Source organism: Arthrobacter oryzae (assembly GCF_031454875.1).
In the GTDB taxonomy this organism is placed as follows: domain Bacteria; phylum Actinomycetota; class Actinomycetes; order Actinomycetales; family Micrococcaceae; genus Arthrobacter; species Arthrobacter oryzae_D.
Genome location: NZ_JAVDRQ010000003.1, coordinates 48,890 through 68,144, shown reverse-complemented (window position 1 = coordinate 68,144; position 19,255 = coordinate 48,890). Strand labels below are relative to the sequence as shown.

At 65.6% G+C, this 19,255-nt stretch carries 21 protein-coding genes; 9 read left to right on the top strand and 12 right to left on the bottom strand.

The window, feature by feature from the left end:
- Positions 1-8 precede the first annotated feature (8 nt).
- Entirely contained in the window at positions 9-725 is a 717-nt protein-coding gene (locus J2805_RS06145; protein ID WP_396134256.1) for a TetR/AcrR family transcriptional regulator, read from the bottom strand.
- A 105-nt stretch (positions 726-830) separates the two neighbouring features.
- Here J2805_RS06145 and J2805_RS06140 point away from each other — a divergent pair, with 105 nt between their 5' ends.
- Genes J2805_RS06140 through J2805_RS06130 form a run of 3 tightly spaced genes read left to right on the top strand, consistent with a single transcriptional unit; the run spans position 831 to position 4,462 of the window.
- Positions 831-2,204 (top strand): acetyl-CoA C-acetyltransferase, encoded by a 1,374-nt coding sequence (locus J2805_RS06140; protein ID WP_309970813.1) that lies wholly within the window; start codon positions 831-833, stop codon positions 2,202-2,204.
- A gap of 9 nt (positions 2,205-2,213) precedes the next feature.
- Positions 2,214-3,554 (top strand): 3-oxoacyl-ACP reductase, encoded by a 1,341-nt coding sequence (locus J2805_RS06135; protein WP_309970810.1) that lies wholly within the window; start codon positions 2,214-2,216, stop codon positions 3,552-3,554.
- Positions 3,551-4,462, top strand: a complete 912-nt coding sequence (locus J2805_RS06130; protein ID WP_309970807.1) for a MaoC family dehydratase — start codon at positions 3,551-3,553, stop codon at positions 4,460-4,462. Before J2805_RS06135 ends, J2805_RS06130 begins: the two co-directional genes overlap by 4 nt.
- 125 nt (positions 4,463-4,587) lie before the next feature.
- Here the strand turns inward: J2805_RS06130 and J2805_RS06125 are convergent, their stop codons facing one another.
- The 5 genes from J2805_RS06125 to J2805_RS06105 are packed head-to-tail and all read right to left on the bottom strand — an operon-like array spanning position 4,588 to position 9,147.
- Positions 4,588-5,709 (bottom strand): FUSC family protein, encoded by a 1,122-nt coding sequence (locus J2805_RS06125; protein ID WP_309970803.1) that lies wholly within the window; start codon positions 5,707-5,709, stop codon positions 4,588-4,590.
- 51 nt (positions 5,710-5,760) lie between these two features.
- Complete coding sequence (locus tag J2805_RS06120) at positions 5,761-6,897, bottom strand: serine hydrolase domain-containing protein (protein ID WP_309970800.1); 1,137 nt, start codon at positions 6,895-6,897, stop codon at positions 5,761-5,763.
- A gap of 37 nt (positions 6,898-6,934) precedes the next feature.
- A complete protein-coding gene (locus J2805_RS06115) occupies positions 6,935-8,017 on the bottom strand; it encodes a glutathione S-transferase family protein (protein WP_309970797.1) in 1,083 nt (360 codons plus the stop codon).
- A gap of 9 nt (positions 8,018-8,026) precedes the next feature.
- Positions 8,027-8,785 (bottom strand): M50 family metallopeptidase, encoded by a 759-nt coding sequence (locus J2805_RS06110; protein ID WP_309970794.1) that lies wholly within the window; start codon positions 8,783-8,785, stop codon positions 8,027-8,029.
- Positions 8,782-9,147, bottom strand: coding sequence for a TraR/DksA family transcriptional regulator (locus J2805_RS06105; protein ID WP_309970791.1), 366 nt, complete (start codon positions 9,145-9,147; stop codon positions 8,782-8,784). The genes J2805_RS06110 and J2805_RS06105 overlap by 4 nt, the downstream gene beginning before the upstream one ends.
- 141 nt (positions 9,148-9,288) lie before the next feature.
- Between J2805_RS06105 and malQ the strand changes: the two genes are divergently transcribed.
- Positions 9,289-11,442 carry a 4-alpha-glucanotransferase gene (malQ, locus tag J2805_RS06100; protein WP_309970787.1) on the top strand — a complete coding sequence of 718 codons (2,154 nt, stop codon included), beginning with the start codon at positions 9,289-9,291 and terminating at the stop codon, positions 11,440-11,442.
- A gap of 39 nt (positions 11,443-11,481) precedes the next feature.
- On the opposite strand, the gene J2805_RS06095 is transcribed toward malQ, so the two are convergent.
- The 4 genes from J2805_RS06095 to J2805_RS06080 form a co-directional block, all read right to left on the bottom strand.
- Positions 11,482-12,351: an HNH endonuclease gene (locus J2805_RS06095; protein ID WP_309970784.1), complete on the bottom strand. Its 870-nt coding sequence runs from the start codon at positions 12,349-12,351 to the stop codon at positions 11,482-11,484.
- Positions 12,352-12,410: 59 nt separating this feature from the next.
- A complete protein-coding gene (locus tag J2805_RS06090; protein ID WP_309970781.1) occupies positions 12,411-12,782 on the bottom strand; it encodes a SpoIIAA family protein in 372 nt (123 codons plus the stop codon).
- Positions 12,783-12,921: 139 nt separating this feature from the next.
- On the bottom strand, positions 12,922-14,121 hold the full coding sequence (gene lhgO / locus J2805_RS06085; RefSeq protein ID WP_309970777.1) for an L-2-hydroxyglutarate oxidase: 1,200 nt from the start codon (positions 14,119-14,121) through the stop codon (positions 12,922-12,924).
- A gap of 38 nt (positions 14,122-14,159) precedes the next feature.
- Positions 14,160-15,461, bottom strand: a complete 1,302-nt coding sequence (locus J2805_RS06080; protein ID WP_309970774.1) for a cyclopropane-fatty-acyl-phospholipid synthase family protein — start codon at positions 15,459-15,461, stop codon at positions 14,160-14,162.
- Positions 15,462-15,670: 209 nt separating this feature from the next.
- Between J2805_RS06080 and J2805_RS06075 the strand changes: the two genes are divergently transcribed.
- On the top strand, positions 15,671-15,868 hold the full coding sequence (locus tag J2805_RS06075; RefSeq protein ID WP_309970769.1) for a hypothetical protein: 198 nt from the start codon (positions 15,671-15,673) through the stop codon (positions 15,866-15,868).
- A 72-nt stretch (positions 15,869-15,940) separates the two neighbouring features.
- Here the strand turns inward: J2805_RS06075 and J2805_RS06070 are convergent, their stop codons facing one another.
- Together J2805_RS06070 and J2805_RS06065 are read right to left on the bottom strand one after the other, a co-directional pair.
- Positions 15,941-16,132: a hypothetical protein gene (locus J2805_RS06070; protein ID WP_309970766.1), complete on the bottom strand. Its 192-nt coding sequence runs from the start codon at positions 16,130-16,132 to the stop codon at positions 15,941-15,943.
- A complete protein-coding gene (locus tag J2805_RS06065) occupies positions 16,129-16,602 on the bottom strand; it encodes a hypothetical protein (protein WP_309970763.1) in 474 nt (157 codons plus the stop codon). The genes J2805_RS06070 and J2805_RS06065 overlap by 4 nt, the downstream gene beginning before the upstream one ends.
- A gap of 114 nt (positions 16,603-16,716) precedes the next feature.
- Here J2805_RS06065 and J2805_RS06060 point away from each other — a divergent pair, with 114 nt between their 5' ends.
- The 4 genes from J2805_RS06060 to J2805_RS06045 all read left to right on the top strand — a co-directional run bounded on the left by J2805_RS06060 (position 16,717) and on the right by J2805_RS06045 (position 19,230).
- Positions 16,717-17,289 (top strand): hypothetical protein, encoded by a 573-nt coding sequence (locus J2805_RS06060; protein ID WP_309970760.1) that lies wholly within the window; start codon positions 16,717-16,719, stop codon positions 17,287-17,289.
- A gap of 175 nt (positions 17,290-17,464) precedes the next feature.
- Complete coding sequence (locus J2805_RS06055) at positions 17,465-18,163, top strand: HNH endonuclease family protein (protein WP_309970756.1); 699 nt, start codon at positions 17,465-17,467, stop codon at positions 18,161-18,163.
- 195 nt (positions 18,164-18,358) lie between these two features.
- Positions 18,359-18,997, top strand: a complete 639-nt coding sequence (locus tag J2805_RS06050) for a hypothetical protein (RefSeq protein WP_309970753.1) — start codon at positions 18,359-18,361, stop codon at positions 18,995-18,997.
- Positions 18,997-19,230, top strand: a complete 234-nt coding sequence (locus J2805_RS06045; RefSeq protein WP_309970751.1) for a helix-turn-helix domain-containing protein — start codon at positions 18,997-18,999, stop codon at positions 19,228-19,230. Before J2805_RS06050 ends, J2805_RS06045 begins: the two co-directional genes overlap by 1 nt.
- Positions 19,231-19,255: the final 25 nt, after the last annotated feature.

Genomic DNA, 19,255 nt, shown 5'->3' with positions numbered 1-19,255 from the left:
ACAATTCATTAAGGGTTTGGGGTCCGGGGATCCACCGTGTCCAGTTCCGGGGCTATCCCGACGCAGAGCCACGCGGTGATTTGGCGGGCCATGGTTTCCTGCGACGGCTTGGCGGGAGACGCCGGGGTGCCGAGCCACTGTTCTCCGGCGTTCCGTACGAGCCCGATCGCTGCGGTGGGCCAGTAGCCGATCACGGATTCCTTGCCGGTGCCCAGGTGCGCGCGCATGGGCCGTGCAATCATGTCGCGCACTTCTTCGAAGAAGTGGCCAAGGGCTCCGGCTGCTGCCATGCCCGCGTTCGCCGCCCCTGGTTCGCCTGCAGAGTAGGTGGTGACGAACGCATAGACATTCGGGCTGGTTTCCGCCATTTGGAGATAGGCCGACACCATGGCGAAGAGCCCCTCTCTTGGTGTCTGTGCGCTCTGCGCAGCTTCCTGGATGCGGCGCTGCATCTGGCTGAGCACCACTTCGCCAACTGCCTGCTGCAGTCCGGCCTTGTCCCCGAAATAACGGTAGAACACGGACTTGGACGTTCCTGCTGCGGCGGCGATGTCCTCCATGGAAGCATCGCTGCCGAGCGCATGGACAGCCTTCCGGGCGGACTTGATAAGTTCGCGCCGGCGTTCCTCGCGGTGGGACTGCCAGCGTGCGGCGCGCCCGTCGACGGCGGCGCCGGAGGGAGCGGGCAGTGCGTCGCCGCCCGATGCATCACCACTGGAAACGATGCTGCTCGACGGCGCGGGAAGTTCAGCATGAAGGATGTTCACGATACCCAGCGTATCAGGTACGCTGGGTATCGGTAACCAGCGTTGATCAAGAGGAGACAGCACATGTCCTTTACCGGACCGTCCGCACCCGGACCAGACGAATCATCCAACACCACCCGTGCGTCGTCGCCCGCTGCGGCCCAGGTGCGCAAGGCCGTGGTGGTGGGCGGAAACCGGATTCCGTTCGCGCGGACTGGCGGGGCCTACACCAAATCCTCCAATCAGGACATGCTGACGGCCGCCCTGGACGGCCTGATAGCCCGCTTCGGCCTGCAGGACGAACGCATCGGCGAAGTTGCCGCGGGAGCGGTCCTGAAGCACTCCCGCGACTTCAACCTCACCCGCGAGGCCGTGCTGGGCTCTGCCCTTTCCGCGGAAACCCCCGCTTACGATCTCCAGCAGGCCTGTGCCACCGGCCTGGAAACGGTCCTCGGCCTGGCCAACAAGATCAAGCTGCGCCAGATCGATTCGGCCATTGCCGGCGGCGTGGATTCCGCTTCCGATGCGCCGATCGCCGTAAGCGAGGGCCTGCGAGAGGTGTTGCTGGACCTCAACCGCGCCAAGTCCCTGCCCCAGCGGATCCAGGTGCTGAGCCGCCTCCGGCCCAAGGACCTGGCGCCCGATGCGCCCAACACAGGGGAGCCCCGGACGGGCCTTTCCATGGGCGAGCACCAGGCTCTCACCACCGCACAGTGGAAGATCGCGCGCGAAGCCCAGGATGAGTTGGCCTACAACAGCCACCGCAACCTGGCGGCCGCCTATGACGCCGGGTTCTTCGACGATCTGCTCACGCCATACCGCGGTCTGACCAGGGATTCGAACCTCCGCCCCGACACCACCCTGGAAAAACTGGCGACGCTCAAGCCCGTCTTTGGTAAGAACCTCGGCGCCGAGGCAACCATGACCGCCGGCAACTCCACGCCGCTGACCGACGGTGCGTCCACGGTACTGCTCGCCTCGGAGGAGTGGGCCGACGCGCACGAGCTGCCCAAACTTGCCGCTGTCGTCGACGGTGAGGCGGCCGCGGTGGACTTCGTCCATGGCAAGGACGGCCTGCTGATGGCGCCTGCATTCGCGGTTCCCCGGCTGCTGGCACGGAACGGCCTGACGCTGGACGACATTGATCTTTTCGAGATCCACGAGGCTTTCGCCGGGACAGTCCTCAGCACCCTGGCCGCATGGGAGGACGAAGAATTCGGGCGCACACGGCTGGGCCTGGACGGAGCCTTGGGCAAAATCGACCGCTCAAAGCTGAACGTCAACGGCTCCTCATTGGCAGCGGGTCACCCCTTTGCCGCCACGGGCGGCCGGATTGTGGCCTCCCTGGCCAAGATGCTTCACGAAAAGGGCCAGATGGACGGCCGTCCGGCCCGGGGCCTGATTTCCATCTGCGCTGCCGGCGGCCAAGGGGTCGTCGCCATTCTTGAAGCACTCTAGGAGGCCGGCGTGACGGACAAGTACACACAATTCGTAAGCCGCGGAATCGGCAAGGACGTTGCCAGGAAGCTTGGCCTGCCGCAGCCGGTAGCGCTCAGGCGGTACCAGCCGGGACAGTCCCTCGTGCCCGGCCCGGTCCTGGTCCAGGGATCCAGCGCGGGCGCGGACGAACTGGCCGCTGCCCTCCTGTCCTGGGACCTCGACGTCCGCCGGCATGCCGTTCCACGGGAGAAACTGGGCGCTATCATCCTGGTTTTGGACGAACTGGACCGTCCGGAGGACCTTGAAAAGCCGGTCCTCTCGGCTGCGGCGTCCGTCCGGGACCTGGCGCCCAACGCCCGTGTCGTCACGGTGTCCCGAAAGTCGGCGAGCGCGGCCACGCCTGCCGCGGCGGCGGCCCGTCAGGGTGTGGACGGGCTGCTGCGATCCCTCGCCAAGGAGTTGCGCGCCGGCGCCACGGCAAACGGCATCGTCCTGGCGGACGGGGTAACCACCGTGAGTCCCAGCGTCCTGGGCGCCCTGAGGTTCTTCCTGTCCGGCCGGTCGGCCTTCGTCGATGGGCAGCTCCTCACCGTCGCATCCCGGGAAGGGCAGCTTCCCGCCGATCCCGAAAAGCCGCTGGCAGGCAAAGTGGCTGTCGTGACCGGCGCCGCGCGCGGAATCGGCGCGGCGATTGCTCGCACACTCCACCGGGACGGTGCCACCCTGGTGGTTGTCGATATTCCGGCCGCCGGAGACCACCTGGCAGCGGTGGCAAACGAGGTCCGGGGAACTGCGCTGCAGCTGGACATCAGCCGGGAGGATGCCGGACAGCGGATCATCGATCATGCGGTGGGCAGACACGGCGGGCTGGACATTGTCATCCACAACGCAGGCATTACGCGGGACAAGCTCCTGGCCAACATGGACCAGGGACGCTGGAGTTCCGTGATTGCCGTCAACATTGCTGCGCAGCTTCGCATAAATGAGGCGCTGCTGGCGTCCGAGCACTTCCGGAACGCGCCGCGGATTGTGTCGGTTGCGTCCACGAGCGGTATTGCCGGTAACCGGGGGCAGACAAACTACGCGGCGTCCAAGGGTGGCGTGATGGGCATGGTGCGCGCCACGGCCCCCCTCCTGGCGGAACACCATGGTTCCATCAACGCAGTGGCCCCGGGCTTCATCGAGACTGAAATGACTGCAAGGATTCCGTTTGCGACCCGCGAAATCGCACGGCGCCTGAACTCCCTGCAGCAGGGAGGACAACCCGGTGATGTCGCCGAGGCCATTTCATTCCTGGCCAGCGATGCCGCCGGCGGCATAACAGGCGAGGTGCTGCGGGTCTGCGGACAGAACCTGGTGGGCGCATGACCGGTGCCCAGCCCGTGATTCTCGGTGACATGCCGTCCCTGTCCAAGCTGTTCGTCAATGCGGCCGCCACCGCGGCAAGGCGCCGCGTCCTTGGCAGCGACGCCGGGATCGCATTGCCTGCCTGCGGGCATGAGGTCAGGGGAGTGCTGGCTCAGGTGGGCAACCTAACGGCATACCAGCATCTGGTGGGCGAGACGGCAAGCGACATCCTGCCTGCCGGCTTCATTCATGCCCTCGCCTTTCCCGTATCGATGAGCGTGATGACCCGGGACGATTTCCCGCTGCCGTTGCTGGGAATGGTGCACCTCAGCAACAAGGTGGAGCAACACGGAGCGGTCCTGTTCACCGAGGCATTGGACATCACGTCCTGGGCCGAGAACCTGCGCGGGCACCGCGCCGGCACACAGGTGGACATCGTTGCGGAGGTGCGCCGCGCAGGGGAAGCCTCGGTCTGCTGGAAGGGAATCTCCACTCACCTGGCAAAAGGCGTTTTCCTCCCGGGGATCGACAAACCCTCTGCGCCCGCCAACTCCACGACGTTTGCGGCTCCTGACCCCACAGCGCTCTGGCAGCTGGGCGTCGATACCGGCAGGGCCTATGCTGCCGTCTCCGGCGACTTCAATCCCATCCACCTGAGTGTGCTTACCGCCAAGGCCCTGGGGATGCGGCGCTCCATCGCGCACGGCATGTACCTTGCCTCGCGGGCACTTGCTGACGTCGGCGCCGTGAAAGGGGATTCCTTCCGCTGGGATGTCACCTTTGAGGCTCCCGTGTTCCTGCCGGCACGTGTGGCACTCGACATCAGTTCGGTCCCTGCTCCGTCCGGCGCCTGGCAGCGTTCCGAGTACGTGGCATGGAATCCGCGGTCCGGCAGGCGGCACTTCAGCGGGTCCGTGGTGGCGCTGTAACGCGCAGTCCCGCAAAAGTGCTGAAATCACGACGCCGGAGGTCACCTCGAATGGTGACCTCCGGCGTCGTACTTATTGCCGGAACCGGACCCCGGCAGTCACTCCGGATGCTGCGCAGCCTAAGCTCAGGACTGCCCGGCCGCGACCGCACGGAGAATGCGGTGCAGATTCAGCACGATGGATTCGGCCGCGCTCGGGGCATTCGGGTTGACGTCATCGGATGCCATCCGCTCGGCCAGCGCGTCCACGGCGGATTTGGCCGACGCGATCAGTTCATTCTGCCTGCCAGGCTGCTCGTCCTCCATGGACCGCAGGACTTCACTGACGGCCGTCAGTGCCTCCGCCAGCGGTTCGCTGTACGGAAGCGGAATCACAAACGGCGCGTCCTCGTCCCAAATAACATCTGCCAGGACCTCCGTCATGTCCTGGATATGGAAGGTCACGCTCTCCAGCCCGCGCAGGTCGTTGTAGTCCCGGTCCAGGTTATGGTCGTGAAGTCGGCGGCGGGGATTGGCCTGCCGGCTGGCATCCGCCTTTTGGACGGCAGCCCTGACTTGCCGTGCTGATTGGGCGAGAGCCTCCGATCGCTCCGCCCACTCCTCGTGTTCGGGCGGCCACTCCTCCCGCATGGCCTCGCCCATGTCGGAGAGCTGCTTGGCGAGCGCCCACCGGAGTTCGGCGAGGCTGAGCGCTGCCGCCTTGAAGTGGAGAGGCGGGAAGACCAGGATGTTGACCGCGATGCCCACGACGACACCCACCCCCATCTGCAGGAGGTAGCCGAAGGAGAAATCGTCCGGGTTGTTTCCCCCCACCAGGAGCACCAGGAGGGCTGCAGTGGGGATCCAGTCGCGGCCCGCTCCGAGGCGCGGGAGCCCGGCAAGCAGGACTCCCAGCCCCATTACGACGGCGACCGTCACCGGGGTGGGGTCACTGAAGCTCACCAACAGGAAAGCGAGGCCGATGCCCAGCCCCAGACCGATGAGGGTCTGGACGCCTTGCCGCATGGACCCCGCGACGTTCTCGTACATTGCCACCAGGGCGCCGAGCGGGGCGTAGTAGGGGTACTGCGCCGCGGCCCCGGGCATCAGCGGCGCAACCAGGAAGGCCAGCCCCGCTGCAAGTGCCGCTTTGGCGGCCAGTTGCAGCCTCGGACCCGAGACGGCAGCGGCAAGGCTGTCCACGATGATGCGCCAGGCTCTGGCCGGGAGCGTCGGGGATTCCTCAGTATGCTGTTTTGATTTGTTCATCTGGCCTCACCATAAGCCTGTCCGGATGGTGCTACAAATGGACAAACCTACTCAGGAGTAAGTGCCGGCCGCCGGCACCTGCCGGCCCGAGCCCGCGGCCTGCCGCACAGCGTGAGCCAAACGGTGCGCCCGGCCGGGCGTGCGGCCCTCCTCCTGCCTTCCGGGAATGTAGCCGAAAGCGAGGTGGTAGGCGGGGTCCGCGAAGCCGAGCGCGGCGTTGGCGCCTTCGTGGCCGAACGCCCGGTGGCTGCCGAAGTTCCGGCTTGGATGCGGCTTCATGAACACAATGGCAAAAGCATTATCGAGGCCCGACGAGCGGTCCAGCCCCCACACCTGTTCTTCGGCCATGGTCCGGACCGTGTCCGCAGCAAGGAACGCATTGCCGCCGTCAAGGCCGGTGGTGGCAGCGGCATACAGCCGCGCCAGGCCCTCGGCGGAGCCCACACCGCCGGCACTGCTCATGCCGTGTGCGCGGATGACCCTGTGGTTGGGGAGTTCCATGACCGTGCTGATCGCAGCGTTGCCGTTCAGGCCTTCGAGTCCCAACGGATCCACCCACGGCTGGCAGGGGTCCGCGTCGTAAAGTACGTTGCGGTAGCGCGGCTCCTGGTCCTCCGGCAGTCCCAGGAAGAAGTCGACGCCGAACGGCACCCGGATACGGGCATCGTACAGCTCCTGGAGGGTGCTCCCGGCGACGCGGCGGCAGAGCTCCTCCATGATGATGCCGATGGTCAGCGCGTGGTATCCGAACGTGGCACCGGGACGCCACAGGGGAGCGGCCGCCGCGAGCCTGCGGGCGGCGTCCGCCGTCGTGAATTCATCGAGCGCGAATCCGCCTTCCACGCCAAGCAGCCCGGCCCGGTGGGAGAGCGCCTGCCGGACGGTGATTGCCCCTTTTCCCCGGGCGGCGAACTCCGGCCAGTAATGCGCCACGGTGCGGTCAAGGTCAAGGATTCCGTCCTGGACCAGGAGGCCGATGACGAAGGCGGCCACGCCCTTGGAGCAGGAATAGGCGCCGGTGATTGAGCCCGAAGTCAGATGCGGGCCCCCGCTGAGGTCCAGCATCTTGCTGCCTGCCTGGTAGACGGCAAGCTGGGCGCTGTATCCCGGGTCATCCTCGAGGAACGAATCAAAGAGGGCCCGGACGCCCTGGTATTCGGGCGCGGCAAATCCTGTCGAGAATGGCATAGCTCAACATTAGCGGGCGCGCCGACGAGGGCGGCGATCAGCCTGCCCCGTGTCCCGCGGCAACTTCTTCACCCGTCCTGACGGGCCCGGGCGCGGTGCCGTCTCCGAACGGCCGGCCCCCCAGGGACTCGCGGGAGTGCGGGGTCAGCCAGCCGGACAGGTCCGGTCCCTGCGGCACGATTCCCGTGGGGTTGATGTCCTCGTGAACGATGTAGTAATGCTGTTTGACCTGCACGAAATCGATGGTGTCGCCGAAACCGGGCGTTTGGAACAGGTCCCGGGCGTAGCCCCAGAGTGCCGGCATCTCGCTAAGCTTGTGCCGGTTGCACTTGAAATGGCCATGGTAGACGGCATCGAAGCGGACGAGGGTCGTGAACAGTCGAACGTCCGCTTCGGTGATCGTGTCGCCCACGAGGTAGCGTTGCCCCGCAAGCCGCGCTTCGACCCAGTCGAGGGCGGTCCAGAGCCGGGCGTAGGCTGCGTCGTAGGCCTGCTGCGAACCGGCGAAGCCGCAGCGGTATACCCCGTTATTGATTTCGGTGAACACCCGTTTGTTGACTTCATCGATCTCCGCCCGCAGGTGCTTCGGGTAGAGGTCCGGTGCCCCGGGTCGGTGGAACGCTGTCCATTCCGTGGCGAAGTCCAGGGTGATCTGCGGAAAGTTGTTCGTGACCACCTGGCCGGTTGGCACGTCCACTATCGCCGGGACGGTGATACCGCGGGGATAGCCGGGGAATCTGCGGAAATAGGCGTCCTGGATCCGCTCGATGCCGAGGACAGGATCCACGCCGCCCGGATCCAGGTCGAAGGTCCACGACCGGGCATCGTGCGTGGGGCCCGGCTGTCCGAGTGAGATGGCGTCCTCGAGTCCCAGCAGCCGGCGGACGATAACCGTCCTGTTGGCCCAGGGGCAGGCCCGGGCCGCGACCAAGCGGTATCTGCCGGCCTCCACGGGCCAGCCGGGTTCACCGTTAGGTCCGGGGGTGCCGTTCCGGGTGATCCGGTCCTCGATGTAATTGGTGTCCCGGGTGAATTCTCCTCCGCCGGTGACATAGGACCCTCTGGTGCTGAAATCGGAGCCGGACCCGTGTTCGGCCGCGCCGCGGCAATCAGAAGTCATGCTTCCACCCTATTGCCCCGACACTCCCGGAAGCACAACCAGCACTTGCGCCATCGGCTGCCAGGCCACCCACCAGGAACCGGCAACCACCGCGGTGAACAGCAGGATCCAGATGGCGGAGGGCACGGACGTAGCACGATACAAAAGGTGAGCGTCGGACGTCGGAAGCCTGTCCCGGCGCCGCAGATGGACGTTGGAGAGCTTGGCGAGGTCGCGCACTGCCGCTACCAGCAGGGCAAGCCCCAAGGAAATCACCACGTGGGCGGTGAATTCAGGCGGGACGAACAGCACCAGCAGGGCGGAGCCAAGGACGGCTGCGGACGTGATCAGCAGACCCATGGCATTGCGGATGAACAGGAAGGATCCCAGCAGGATCAGGGTGCCGACAGACATCGCCGCCGGGCCCCAGCCGTTGAAACCGGACCACACCATGGCGGCTCCCACCACTCCGGGTACCGGATATCCCCAGAATGTCGACCAGATGGCGGGGAGGCGGCCCCTGCTGTAGGTGGTGGTGGTTCCGGAGTGATCCAGGCTCAACCTGATGCCGCCCAGGCGTTGCCCGGTCATTAGGGCCGCGAACGCATGGCCGAGTTCGTGGGTGACGGTGGCCAGCAGCCCAAAATACCGCCAGGATGCCCGGGGGAGGGAGAGTGCCGTGGCAATCAGGATGACCAGCATCAGCTCCAGGGCCGTTACCTGCGGGGACGGGGACTGGGAAAATCCCGAAAGGATCCGCTGCCACAGCGAACCGGCAACATCCGTCACGCTTTACCGCCCGATGTGCCGCCGGCGTGGTCGATGCAATAGGGCGTCCAGGGGCGGGCTTCGAGCCTGCCTTCGGCTATGGGTACACCGCAGACCTCACAGTAGCCGTAGCTGCCGTCTGCGATCCGTCCCAATGCCGCCTCCACCTGCGCCAGCGTGGCGCTGCTCTGCTTCATCAGCGCGGCGGCCTGGGAGAGCTCAAAGGCGATGGTGGAGCCCTCTGGATCATGTTCGTCATCGACGTTCGAGTTCTGGCGCGCCGCGTTGGCGGAGCTGATGTCCGCACGGAGCGCCGGCAGCAATAGCGTCTTCCGTGCACGCTCCTCTTCCAGAAGCATCCTGAACCTCTCGACGTCGACCATAGTGTCCAAGGCTAGCCCTGCGGCGGGGCCGAGTCGAAAGCGGCGGTGTGCGGCGGGCAGGCCGAGACTCCGCGGGCGAGGCCATGGCGAAATGCGAAGGCGCTGCCTTGCCGCGGCCCGGCGAGCCAATAGAGTAGGGCCATGGCGGATGTAACGGGACACGACCACATGGAAACTTACGACGATCTGCTCCGGAAACTGGCGGCTGCCCGCGGGGTGAGCACTTCCTTCCACGGCTGGGACGGTGTTGAGCATCCCGTCGCAGCCAGCACGCTACGCGGTGTGTTGACTGCCCTGGGGGATCGAACCGAGACGCCGGAGGACGTCCAGGGCGCCCTGCAGGAGGCGGAACTGGCCGCTTGGACGCGGCTGCTGCCGCCGTCGGTCGTTTCCAGGGAGGGCCGTGAAGTCAGCGTCGCCATTCACGTGCCGCACGGTACGGACGTCCGTGTGTGGGCGGAGACCGAGGACGGGAAGCGCGTCGACGCGGAGCAGCGCGAAGACTGGGAGTCACCGAGGGATGTCCACGGCGTCCTCACCGGGCGGGCGGCGTTTGCCATCCCGGCAGGTTTGCCCCTGGGCTGGCACACCCTGCATGCCGACACCGACGGGGAACGCGCAGAATGTGCGCTGATCATTACGCCCGAACGGCTGGAGACTACCCGGCGCCTGGCATCCGAACGCCATTGGGGCCTTACCGCCCAGCTGTATTCGGTGCGGTCGTCCCGGTCATGGGGCATCGGCGACTTTTCCGACCTCGTGGACCTGGCCGCGATTGCAGGCAAGGACGGCGCGGGTTTTGTCCTTGTGAATCCCTTGCATGCGGGGGAGCCCCGGCCACCCATCGAAGATTCGCCGTACCTGCCTACGACTCGACGTTTCTTCAATCCGCTCTATATCCGGGTTGAGGATGTGCCGGAGTACGGGTACCTTGATCCCGCCTCCCGAGCCGCGATTGGAAACAGCGCGGCCAGCCTGCACTCCGCCAACACGGCCGACGGCCTGCTGGACCGAAACTCGAGTTACGAAGCCAAACTTGCGGCACTCGAACTTATTTTCAGGGTCCGCCGCAGCCCCGGACGCGCCCTGATGTTTGAAAACTTCTGCGCGGCGGAGGGCAAGGGCCTGGATGACTTTGCGCTGTGGTGCGCATTGGCGGAGCGGCTTCCGTCAACGGCACCCGAATGGCATGGCGATGCGTCGTCACCGGATACGCCATACTGCGACGCCATGCGGGACTCTCTGGCGGACCGGCTGGAGTTCTACCGCTGGATGCAATGGATCTGCGACGATCAACTGGCCACAGCACAGCGGGCGGCCAAAGCGTGCGGGATGTCCATCGGGATCGTCCATGACCTGGCGGTGGGCGTCAAGACGGTCGGAGCCGACGCCTGGATGCTCCACGATGTGCTTGCCCGGGGCGTCACGGTCGGTGCCCCGCCGGACGTCTTCAACCAGCAGGGACAGAACTGGACCCAGCCGCCGTGGCATCCCGGCCGTCTGGCGGCTGCGGGGTACAGGCCGTACCGCGACATGCTCCGGACCATACTGCGTCATGCAGGCGGCGTCCGGGTTGACCACATCTTGGGTCTTTTCCGCCTGTGGTGGATTCCGGAAGGCGCCGGACCGGCCGAGGGCACCTACGTGTACTACGACCATGAAGCCCTCATCGGCATCCTCGCCCTGGAGGCCCAGCGGGCGGGTGCGATGGTGGTCGGGGAGGACCTAGGCGTCTTCGAACCATGGGTCCGGGACTACCTGACGGAGCGGGGAATCCTCGGTACGTCCATCCTGTGGTTCGAACACGGCGAAGGCGGACCGCTTTCGCCCGAGGAATACCGGCAGCAGTGCCTGACCAGCGTCAACACCCACGACCTGCCCCCGACGGCGGGATACCTCGCCGGTGAGCACGTCACGCTCCGCGAATCACTGGGACTGCTGCTGCGTCCCGTCGAGGAGGAGCGGGCGGAGGCCGCTGCCGAGCAGGAGGCGGTGCTGGCCCTGGTGCGTGAGCGGGGCCTGCTTCCCGATACGACAGGAAACGTTCAACGGACCGTTGAAGCGCTTTACGCCTTCACCGCCCTGACGCCGTCCGCCCTACTGGGCGTGGCCCTCGTGGATGCCGTGGGAGAAACACGCACGCAGAACCAGCCCGGAACGGACGCGGAGCACCCCAACTGGCGTATCCCCCTCGCGGGCCCAGATGGGCCTGTCCTCATTGATGACCTGCCGGCAAACGGCCGCTTCAATTCGTTGGTTGGCGTAGTCCGGGAGGCACTGAAGACGTCCGGCTAAATGCATCTGGCCAACTTCGCCATCCTTTGCGCCCGGTGCCTACCCTGGGTCAGCCTGGGCGGGGCCCAGGATTCTCCGGGCCTCGTTCTGGGACTCAAGTTCCCCTGGGCTGAAGGTGCGTCCGCGCAGGTAGCCGGCGCCTGCCAGGATCTGGCGCAGTTCGGAGAGCGACCGCGGGGTCGTCGCACCGATGTGGGCCATAGTGTGGCAGTTCGAACACAGCGGCACCAGATCCGTGACAGGGTCCAGCCGGTAACTGCTGTCGAGCAGCGAAACCGGTACGGTGTGGTGCACATCGATGAAGTCCCTGCCGGTCTCGCCGTAGGCGATTTCGAAGGAAAAGCCGCAGGCCGCACAGTTTGTTCCGTAGTGGGCGATGCACGCGCGCCGCGCCTCAGGGTTCCGTTCATAGCGGTTCATACCAACCGTGCTGACGGCCCACTCGGGATAGGTTCCGGGCGCGGGCACCGTGGATTCCGGGACCGGCGTCGGGCCTTCCAGTCGCCACAAGTCACGGATGCGGGCCGCGGCGGCGGGCTCCACGGTTTGGCCGCTGCGGATGAGGTTCCAGTGCACGTCCGGCACTGCGCTTCTGAGCATTTCCGGCGCCAGCTGGTCGCCGAGGGGCAGGAGTGAATCAAAGGCGACGATCAGCTGCGTGGAAGCCTTATCGGCAGCCGGCACTCCGGCGCAGGGTTGCACCGGGATCACCGCACCGTGTCCCAGCAGTCCCCGCCCGTGCTTCCCCTGCAACAGCAGCCAGGCATCCCCGCCGGCAGGCAGGGCAGCGGGGCGCGCAGTTTCCCAGCATCCGTAAAACTGCCCGGTTTCGCGGACCTGTTCGACGACGGACGTGTAGTTCCAGTCGTTCCAGCGGTCCGGGTTCCACACCAGGAAGATCGCAGTCATGCGCCCATTCTTTCAGTGCTTCAGTTCGCCGGACACTCCAAACCCTGCGATGAAGGATTTCAATCGCCGACGGTTTGGAGCCAGCTCAGTGCTTCGGCCTCGTCCGTGAAGTACTCGCTTGGACAGGCCGGCAATGGGAGGCCCAGCAGACCGTGGGCGATGACGCGGTCCACCGGAGTGCTGCCAAGAATGGCGAACGCGCTGACCGTCACCGCTGAGCTGTAGACGCTGATCGCCTCCCTGCTGACTGAGCCCACACCTGTGATGTCCAGCAACACGCCGCCGCGGGAGCCCCCGGTCAGGGCCAGCAACTCTTCCCGGGTCCGGAGCCCGTCCGCCTCGGTGATCCTGGCGCTGGGCCGCAAGGTGATCCGCGATATCCCCTGGCGCACCCGGACCACACACACGTTGGCCTCGCTGTTGTGTGTCAATGCTCCCCCAAAGGGGCAGTACTCGGCGCAGCCCGGACGGCTGCAATCTCCCCGGCGTTTCAGGGCCGGGAAACCTGCCCCGGCGCCAATCTAACGGGGCAGGCCACGGTTGTCCATCAACCACGCAGCGTACGGTCCGTCATTTGCGGGGGAGGACATGGTGCTCAAGGAGATGGTCTGCAATGGCCAGCGCGGAAGTCGCCGCCGGGGAGGGGGCGTTCCGCAGGAGCGTCACCGGTCCGACTTCCTCGATCGCGAAGTCGTCGAGCAGGCTGCCGTCACGGGAGCACGCCTGTGCTCTAACGCCCGCAGCGGTCTTCGCCGTCAGGTCGTCCATCTGCAGTTCAGGGATGAACCTGCGTGCCTGCTGAAAATACAGGGGCTTGACCAGCGACGCCGCGATCTCTTTCGCGCCCATCCGCCAGTGTTTCCTGGCCAGTGCCCGGGCGCCGGGCCACAGAATCGACGCGGCAGTGTCCTTGACGGACACCTGGCGCCAGCCGTACCCCTCGCGGGCCAGGGCGGGAACGGCGTTCGGTCCCACGTGGACGGTGTCGTACACGCCACGGGTGAAGTGCACCCCCAGGAACGGGAACCGGGGGTCCGGCACGGGATAAATCATGCCTTTGACCAAGTGTTGCTTTACGGCGGCCAGGCCCCAGTATTCACCGCGGAAGGGAAGGATTGCGGGAGCCGCGGCGGCTCCCACGAGCCGGGCGACGACGTCGGACTGCAGTCCGGCGCAGACGATCAGGCGGTCGAACAGAAATTCGGCGTGACTCGTAGTGACACGCACCTTGCCCCGGTCGGTGGTGATGGCAACAGCTTCGTGGCCGAACAGGATTTTGCCGCCGGCGGAGCGGATATCCTCGGCCATGGCTTCGGTGATCGCCGCAAAGTCGACGACGGCGGTATGCGGCGAGTGCAGCGCCGCCACCCCGGCGACATGCGGTTCGACGTCACGCATCGCATCGGCTCCGAGACGGCGCAGCCCCGGAACGCGGTTCGCGACGGAGCGGCTTTCAATGTTGGCCAGGGCAGGGAGTTCCCCTTCTGTGAGTGCAACGACGAGCTTGCCCAGTTCCCGGTAGGGAAGATTCCGCTCCCTGCAGTAATCTCGCGTCAGCACCCTGCCCCGTTGGCACAGGAGGGCCTTCAGCGAGCCCGGCGCATAGTAGAGGCCGGCATGCACTACCCCTGAGTTGTGGCCGGTCTGGTGCATCGCGACACGCTGTTCCTTTTCCAGGACCGTGACGTCCGCCAGGCCGCGCGTGCTGAGGGCGCGACCTATCGCGATTCCCACGATGCCGCCGCCGATGACGCCTATGCTCTCAGTCATTGCCGTGGCACCCCTGCCTGCCGCCGAGGCGCCGGCAATCAAATCCACGCGGTCCGCCGCAGCGGCGGTTCGGTTCCACCGGAACGTTGCACGAGCACCTGGTTGACGCCTGTCAGTCCGGCCTCGAAGCCCAGCGCACTGGCGGCCATGTAGAGCCTCCACACACGGGCACGTCCGGGGCTGCTGATGCTGACTGCCTCATCCCAATGGCGCTCGAGGTTGTGCACCCAGGCCCGGAGCGTCAGCGCGTAATGCTGCCGCAGCGCTTCGACGTCGAGCACTTCGAATTTGCCGGCCTCAAGGGCGCCGACCATCTCCGCCAGGCTCAGCATCTCTCCGTCCGGGAACACGTAGCGGGGGATGAACGAGTCAGGGTCCGCCTCGGTGGGTCCCGCGTTCCAGGAGATTGCGTGGTTGAGCAGCCGGCCGCCAGGGCGCAGCAGGTCGTGGAGCTGGGACACATAGCGGGAAATCTGTTCGCGGCCCACGTGCTCTGACATGCCAATGGAACTGATCGCATCGAACGGCCCGTCATCTACGTCGCGGTAGTCCTGGACCCGGATGTCGATGCGATCGGTCAGGCCGGCGTCGGCCACCCGCTTGCGGGCCAGCCCCGCCTGCTCGTTGGAGAGTGTGACGCCAACGACGTCGACGCCGTACCGCTGGGCGGCGTGCAGGGCGAAGCTGCCCCAGCCGCAGCCGACGTCCAGCACGCGCATGCCGGCCCGCAGTCCCAGTTTGCGGCAGACCAGGTCAATTTTGGCCTCCTGGGCGGACTCCAGACTGTCCGGCCCGCCATTCCCGCTGGCGGGGTGGTTCCAGACGGCGCAGGAGTAGACCATCGATGGACCAAGCACCATGGCGTAAAAGTCGTTGCCGACGTCGTAGTGATGCGATATTGCCGCGGCGTCCCGGCTCTTGGAGTGCCGGCTCCCGAACCGGTGGATCCTCGATTCCTCCGGCGGGGGAGCAGGATTCGGACCGATCGCGCCAACCCGGATCGCAGTCTTGAGCAGGGTCCATACTTCCCGCGCCGTAAGCCGCGGGAACGGCCCGGGCTGAGCAAACTTTCCGGCCGAGCTGAGGGCGGCGAAGCTGGCAAATACATCGCCGGGAGCATCGATGTCCCCGGCAACATAGGCACGGCTGATGCCCAGCTGCCCGGGCGACCATAGGATGCGGCGCAACGCCCGCCGTGAGCGGAACTCGAGAACCGGCGCATCTTCGGGACCTGCATGCGAGCCGTCCCAGGCGCGAAGCCGGAGCGGGATCCCCTGAGTGCCCAAAACAACGGCCAGCGCATCTGCCAGCCTCGGTGCCACACCCGCAGTATTCGTCATGTGCACTGCCTTTCGTTCCAACTGACCCTGCTGCCTGCCAGATCCTCTTGGCACTGCGACGGATGCGCCATGCCCGAGCACCTGTAGTTGTTCAATCTATGGTGCAACCCGCGCCGGTGTCTTGGGCCGAACGACACCCCCGGACCTGGGCCACCCAAAAACCTGTCGACCGGCACGGAAATTGGGAGGAGGATTAAGGAGCATTCACTATGAGGAGGTCAGTGATGTGCTATCCGTATGACAAGGATTACCGGAGGGACATTAAGAAAGAAGAGTCCCGGGAACCTGAGAAGCAGCCTGAACCACGAGTGGAGGCGAAGGACTTCAGGTTCTGGGCCTTCCCCCGCCGGGAACGGAAGTTCACGGGCTCGGAACCGGTTGTTGACCGCACACCCGAGAAGGTCTAAGGGAACTCCGAGTAACCAAACATGGAAAAGGCCCCGCACTGCGGGGCCTTTTCCATACGTATCCGGCTTGGTTTAAAGATCTTCCTTGGAGAGCGCCTTGGTCTCTGCCGGGGTGGGGCGGCCCAAACGTTCATCGAGGGCCACACGGAGCTTGGCGGCCGCAACCTGGACCCGGTGCTCCGAGGGCGTCAGCTGCCTGCCGCGGGAAGTGGAGGCGTGCCGCGGCGTCCGGGACTTTTTCTGTTCCGGTGTGCTGGTGCTCATGACTTTCCCTCCTCCGTACTGTCGGTGCTCGTGGTTCCATTGTCGCCGATTGCTTCTTCGGAGTCCACGGCTTCGACTTCCTCACCCCAGGTACCGTCGTCGCCGTTGGCCTCCGTCACCGACTGCCACGCAATGTCGAGCAGTTCCAGTTCTTCTCCGCGGGCAAGATCGCTGCGCGCCAGGACTGCCAGTGAGGCCAGGCCAAGGGCTTTGGCGTCCTCGTCGGCCTCCAGCGCCTTGTCAAGGGCCCACTGTGTGCGTTTCCACCATTCCGCACGGTCATCAGCACGGGTTTTTTGGGTCAGCGCCTGGGCGTCGGCCACTGCTTTTTGCCGCAGGGTCCGCCACCCGATAAAGGCAGCGAGGATAGCGCCGGCCAGAACCGCAAGCGGCCCGAGTGCAGCGACGATCTGCCACCATTCGGCAGGGGCCGACACGGCAAGTTCATAAGGGCCGGGGGACAACTTCACAGACCCAGCCTAGGCCTTGCCGGCCTGCAGAAGCCGCATTTTGGGGGCAACAGCAGCGAGTCTCCTGATCCGGTACACCACTGAGCGGTACCGTTATTTTGGGGGTGGACGGATATGGAAAAGGGCCTAACGGACCGGCTGTGGGACAGCGACGTGCAGGAGTTCATCAGTGCCTGCCGAAACGGGAAGCTGAGCGACATCACACTGGGCTATACAGTGCTGGGCGACGGGAAGCTGCTCTTGACGGCCTCTGCCCTCTATCTGTCCAAGAGAGGGCGTCGCGTACCCCTGGGTTACCGGTGGACGGAGTCAAAGTCCGGGACGGCAGCCGAAATTTACGTCGGTAAGGCCAAAGCTTCCGCCGGGCAGGAACTGGACGGACTCTTTGGGCTGGCACTGAAGGCGGGACTCTGGCGGGAGCGCAGGCATGTCGCCTATGCACTGCTGGCGGTGACTGAAATCCGGTCAAAGGCCGACGGCGTCCGCGGCCGCCTTGAGCTGGAGTACCTCAAGGCGCTTTACGGCGTCGAAGCGGTTTCGGTAGCGCCGGTGCCGTCCGGGCGGAATGACGCCGGCGATTCTCCCGAACGGCAGTCCCGGGTGGCCCAGGCGCAGGAGCTGACCCTGCAGACGCTCAATGACCTCGCATACCTGTACGGGGCCCGCTCCGGCAAGGACGACCTCTAGCTTCAGTTTGACGTGTGTGCGCACCGCTGCCGTCTCAGCGGCGGAAGGCGATTGTGACCGGCGTCATCGGTTCGCCTGCAAGGCGGTGCCCCGCGACGGCGATAGCCTGAGCCGGACCGCCGCATTAAAGAAGGACAAGACGATCCCACGCCGTAGTTCCAAATCACTGACCCTTGTGACCGCCGCTCTGCTGCTTGGATGCCTGGCCGGATGCGACGCCGCATCATCGGCCGGTACGGCGATCGCGGAGGCCGTCCGCAGTGCAGCGCCGTCCGGGGAAGGTCCGGCCGCCGAGCCGGCAGCGAACCCCGACGACATGGCCGCCGCGATCTCCCGGCTCGCCGCTATTCCGGTCAAGGGCCGCGCTCCGAAGACCGGCTACAGCCGAGAGCAGTTTGGCGCCGCCTGGGCGGACGTGGACCACAACGGCTGTGACACCCGCAACGACATTCTGGCCCGGGACCTCACAGGGGAGACCTTCAAGCCCGGCACTCATGACTGCGTGGTGGCTACCGGCACATTGGCTGACAAATACACCGGCACGATAATCCGGTTCGTCCGGGGCGTGGACACAAGTTCCGCGGTCCAGATTGACCACATTGTTCCGTTGTCACTGGCGTGGCAGACCGGCGCCCAACAGATCAGCGAAGACCAGCGAAAACAATTCGCCAACGATCCCCTGAACCTCATGGCCGCCGACGGCCCATCCAACATGGCCAAGTCGGACAAGGATGCCGCCACCTGGCTGCCGCCGAACAAGGCCTTCCGGTGCGAGTACGTGGCTCGGATTGCATCGGTGAAGGCGAAGTACAAACTGTGGGTCACCAGGCCGGAACACGACGCAATCGCAGGCATCCTGGCCTCCTGCGTTTAGGCTCGACAGCCGGCACAGGATCACGGCGGCGGCAGGGCTTTTGAGGGGACGTGGGAGACGACCGGGCGACTGGATCGGGGCCCGCCCGGCGCGTGGGGTTAGCGACGCGTGCCGCGAGGTCGTTGACGGTCTACGCCGGAAACGATAGCTTATCGTTTGTCGTTATTAACGAATGTCGATAATCATGGGGGAACAATGAAGCTGGCCAAAGACGCTGCCCGTTCACAGAGCGGCTCGAAGAAGATCGTGTCCAGGGCGGATGCGCTCTTCCTTATGATCGCCTCCGCCGTCGCTGCGGTCATGACGACCTACATGTCCATCAGGGGCATCATCGGCTATTTCACCGGACCCGTGACTCTGGAGCTTCCCGTGGCCTCAAAAAGCCAGACCGCCACCGGACTGGAACTGGAATCCACTGGGCACTACACATCACTGGAAGCAACCATCCCTGACCTTCCCTCCGGTCCCGCTGAGCTCCTGTCCTGGGTCGCGGGGCTGAACCAGATCGGAGTGCTGGCTATCCTGACGCTGGTGTTCCTGCTGGCCTACCGGCTCCGCAGCGCTGTCCTGTTCACCGCCGGCTCCGTGTGGATAGTGGGTGTCTGCGGCGCCATCCTCGCGCTGGTCGGGACCATCGGCCCATTCCTCGAGGGATGGGCGCTTGCCCGGGTGGCGGAAATGATCGCGGCCGGGGGGCGCACCCCTGAGACCATCCATATCCTCTCGGCTGAGTTCAGCCTCGGACCCCTGATGCTCGGTCTTGTACTGCTAATGGTTGCCGGGGTCTTCCAGTACGGCCGGCGCCTTCAGACGGACACGGAAGGACTGGTCTGATGCCGGCAGACGACTCCTCCGACATCCACTGCCGGCTCGACGAACTCCTCGAGGCGCGGGGCATGACCCTGACCGAACTCAGCAAACGTGTAGGAGTTAGCCTGGTGAACCTGTCGGTCCTGAAGAACGACCGAGCGAGGGCAATCAGGTTCTCCACCCTGACGGCGATCTGCGAGGCTCTCGACTGCCAGGTGGGGGACCTGCTGGTGACCGTCCCCAAAATTTACGCCTGAGGAAGGCCCACACAAGCCGCCGTAA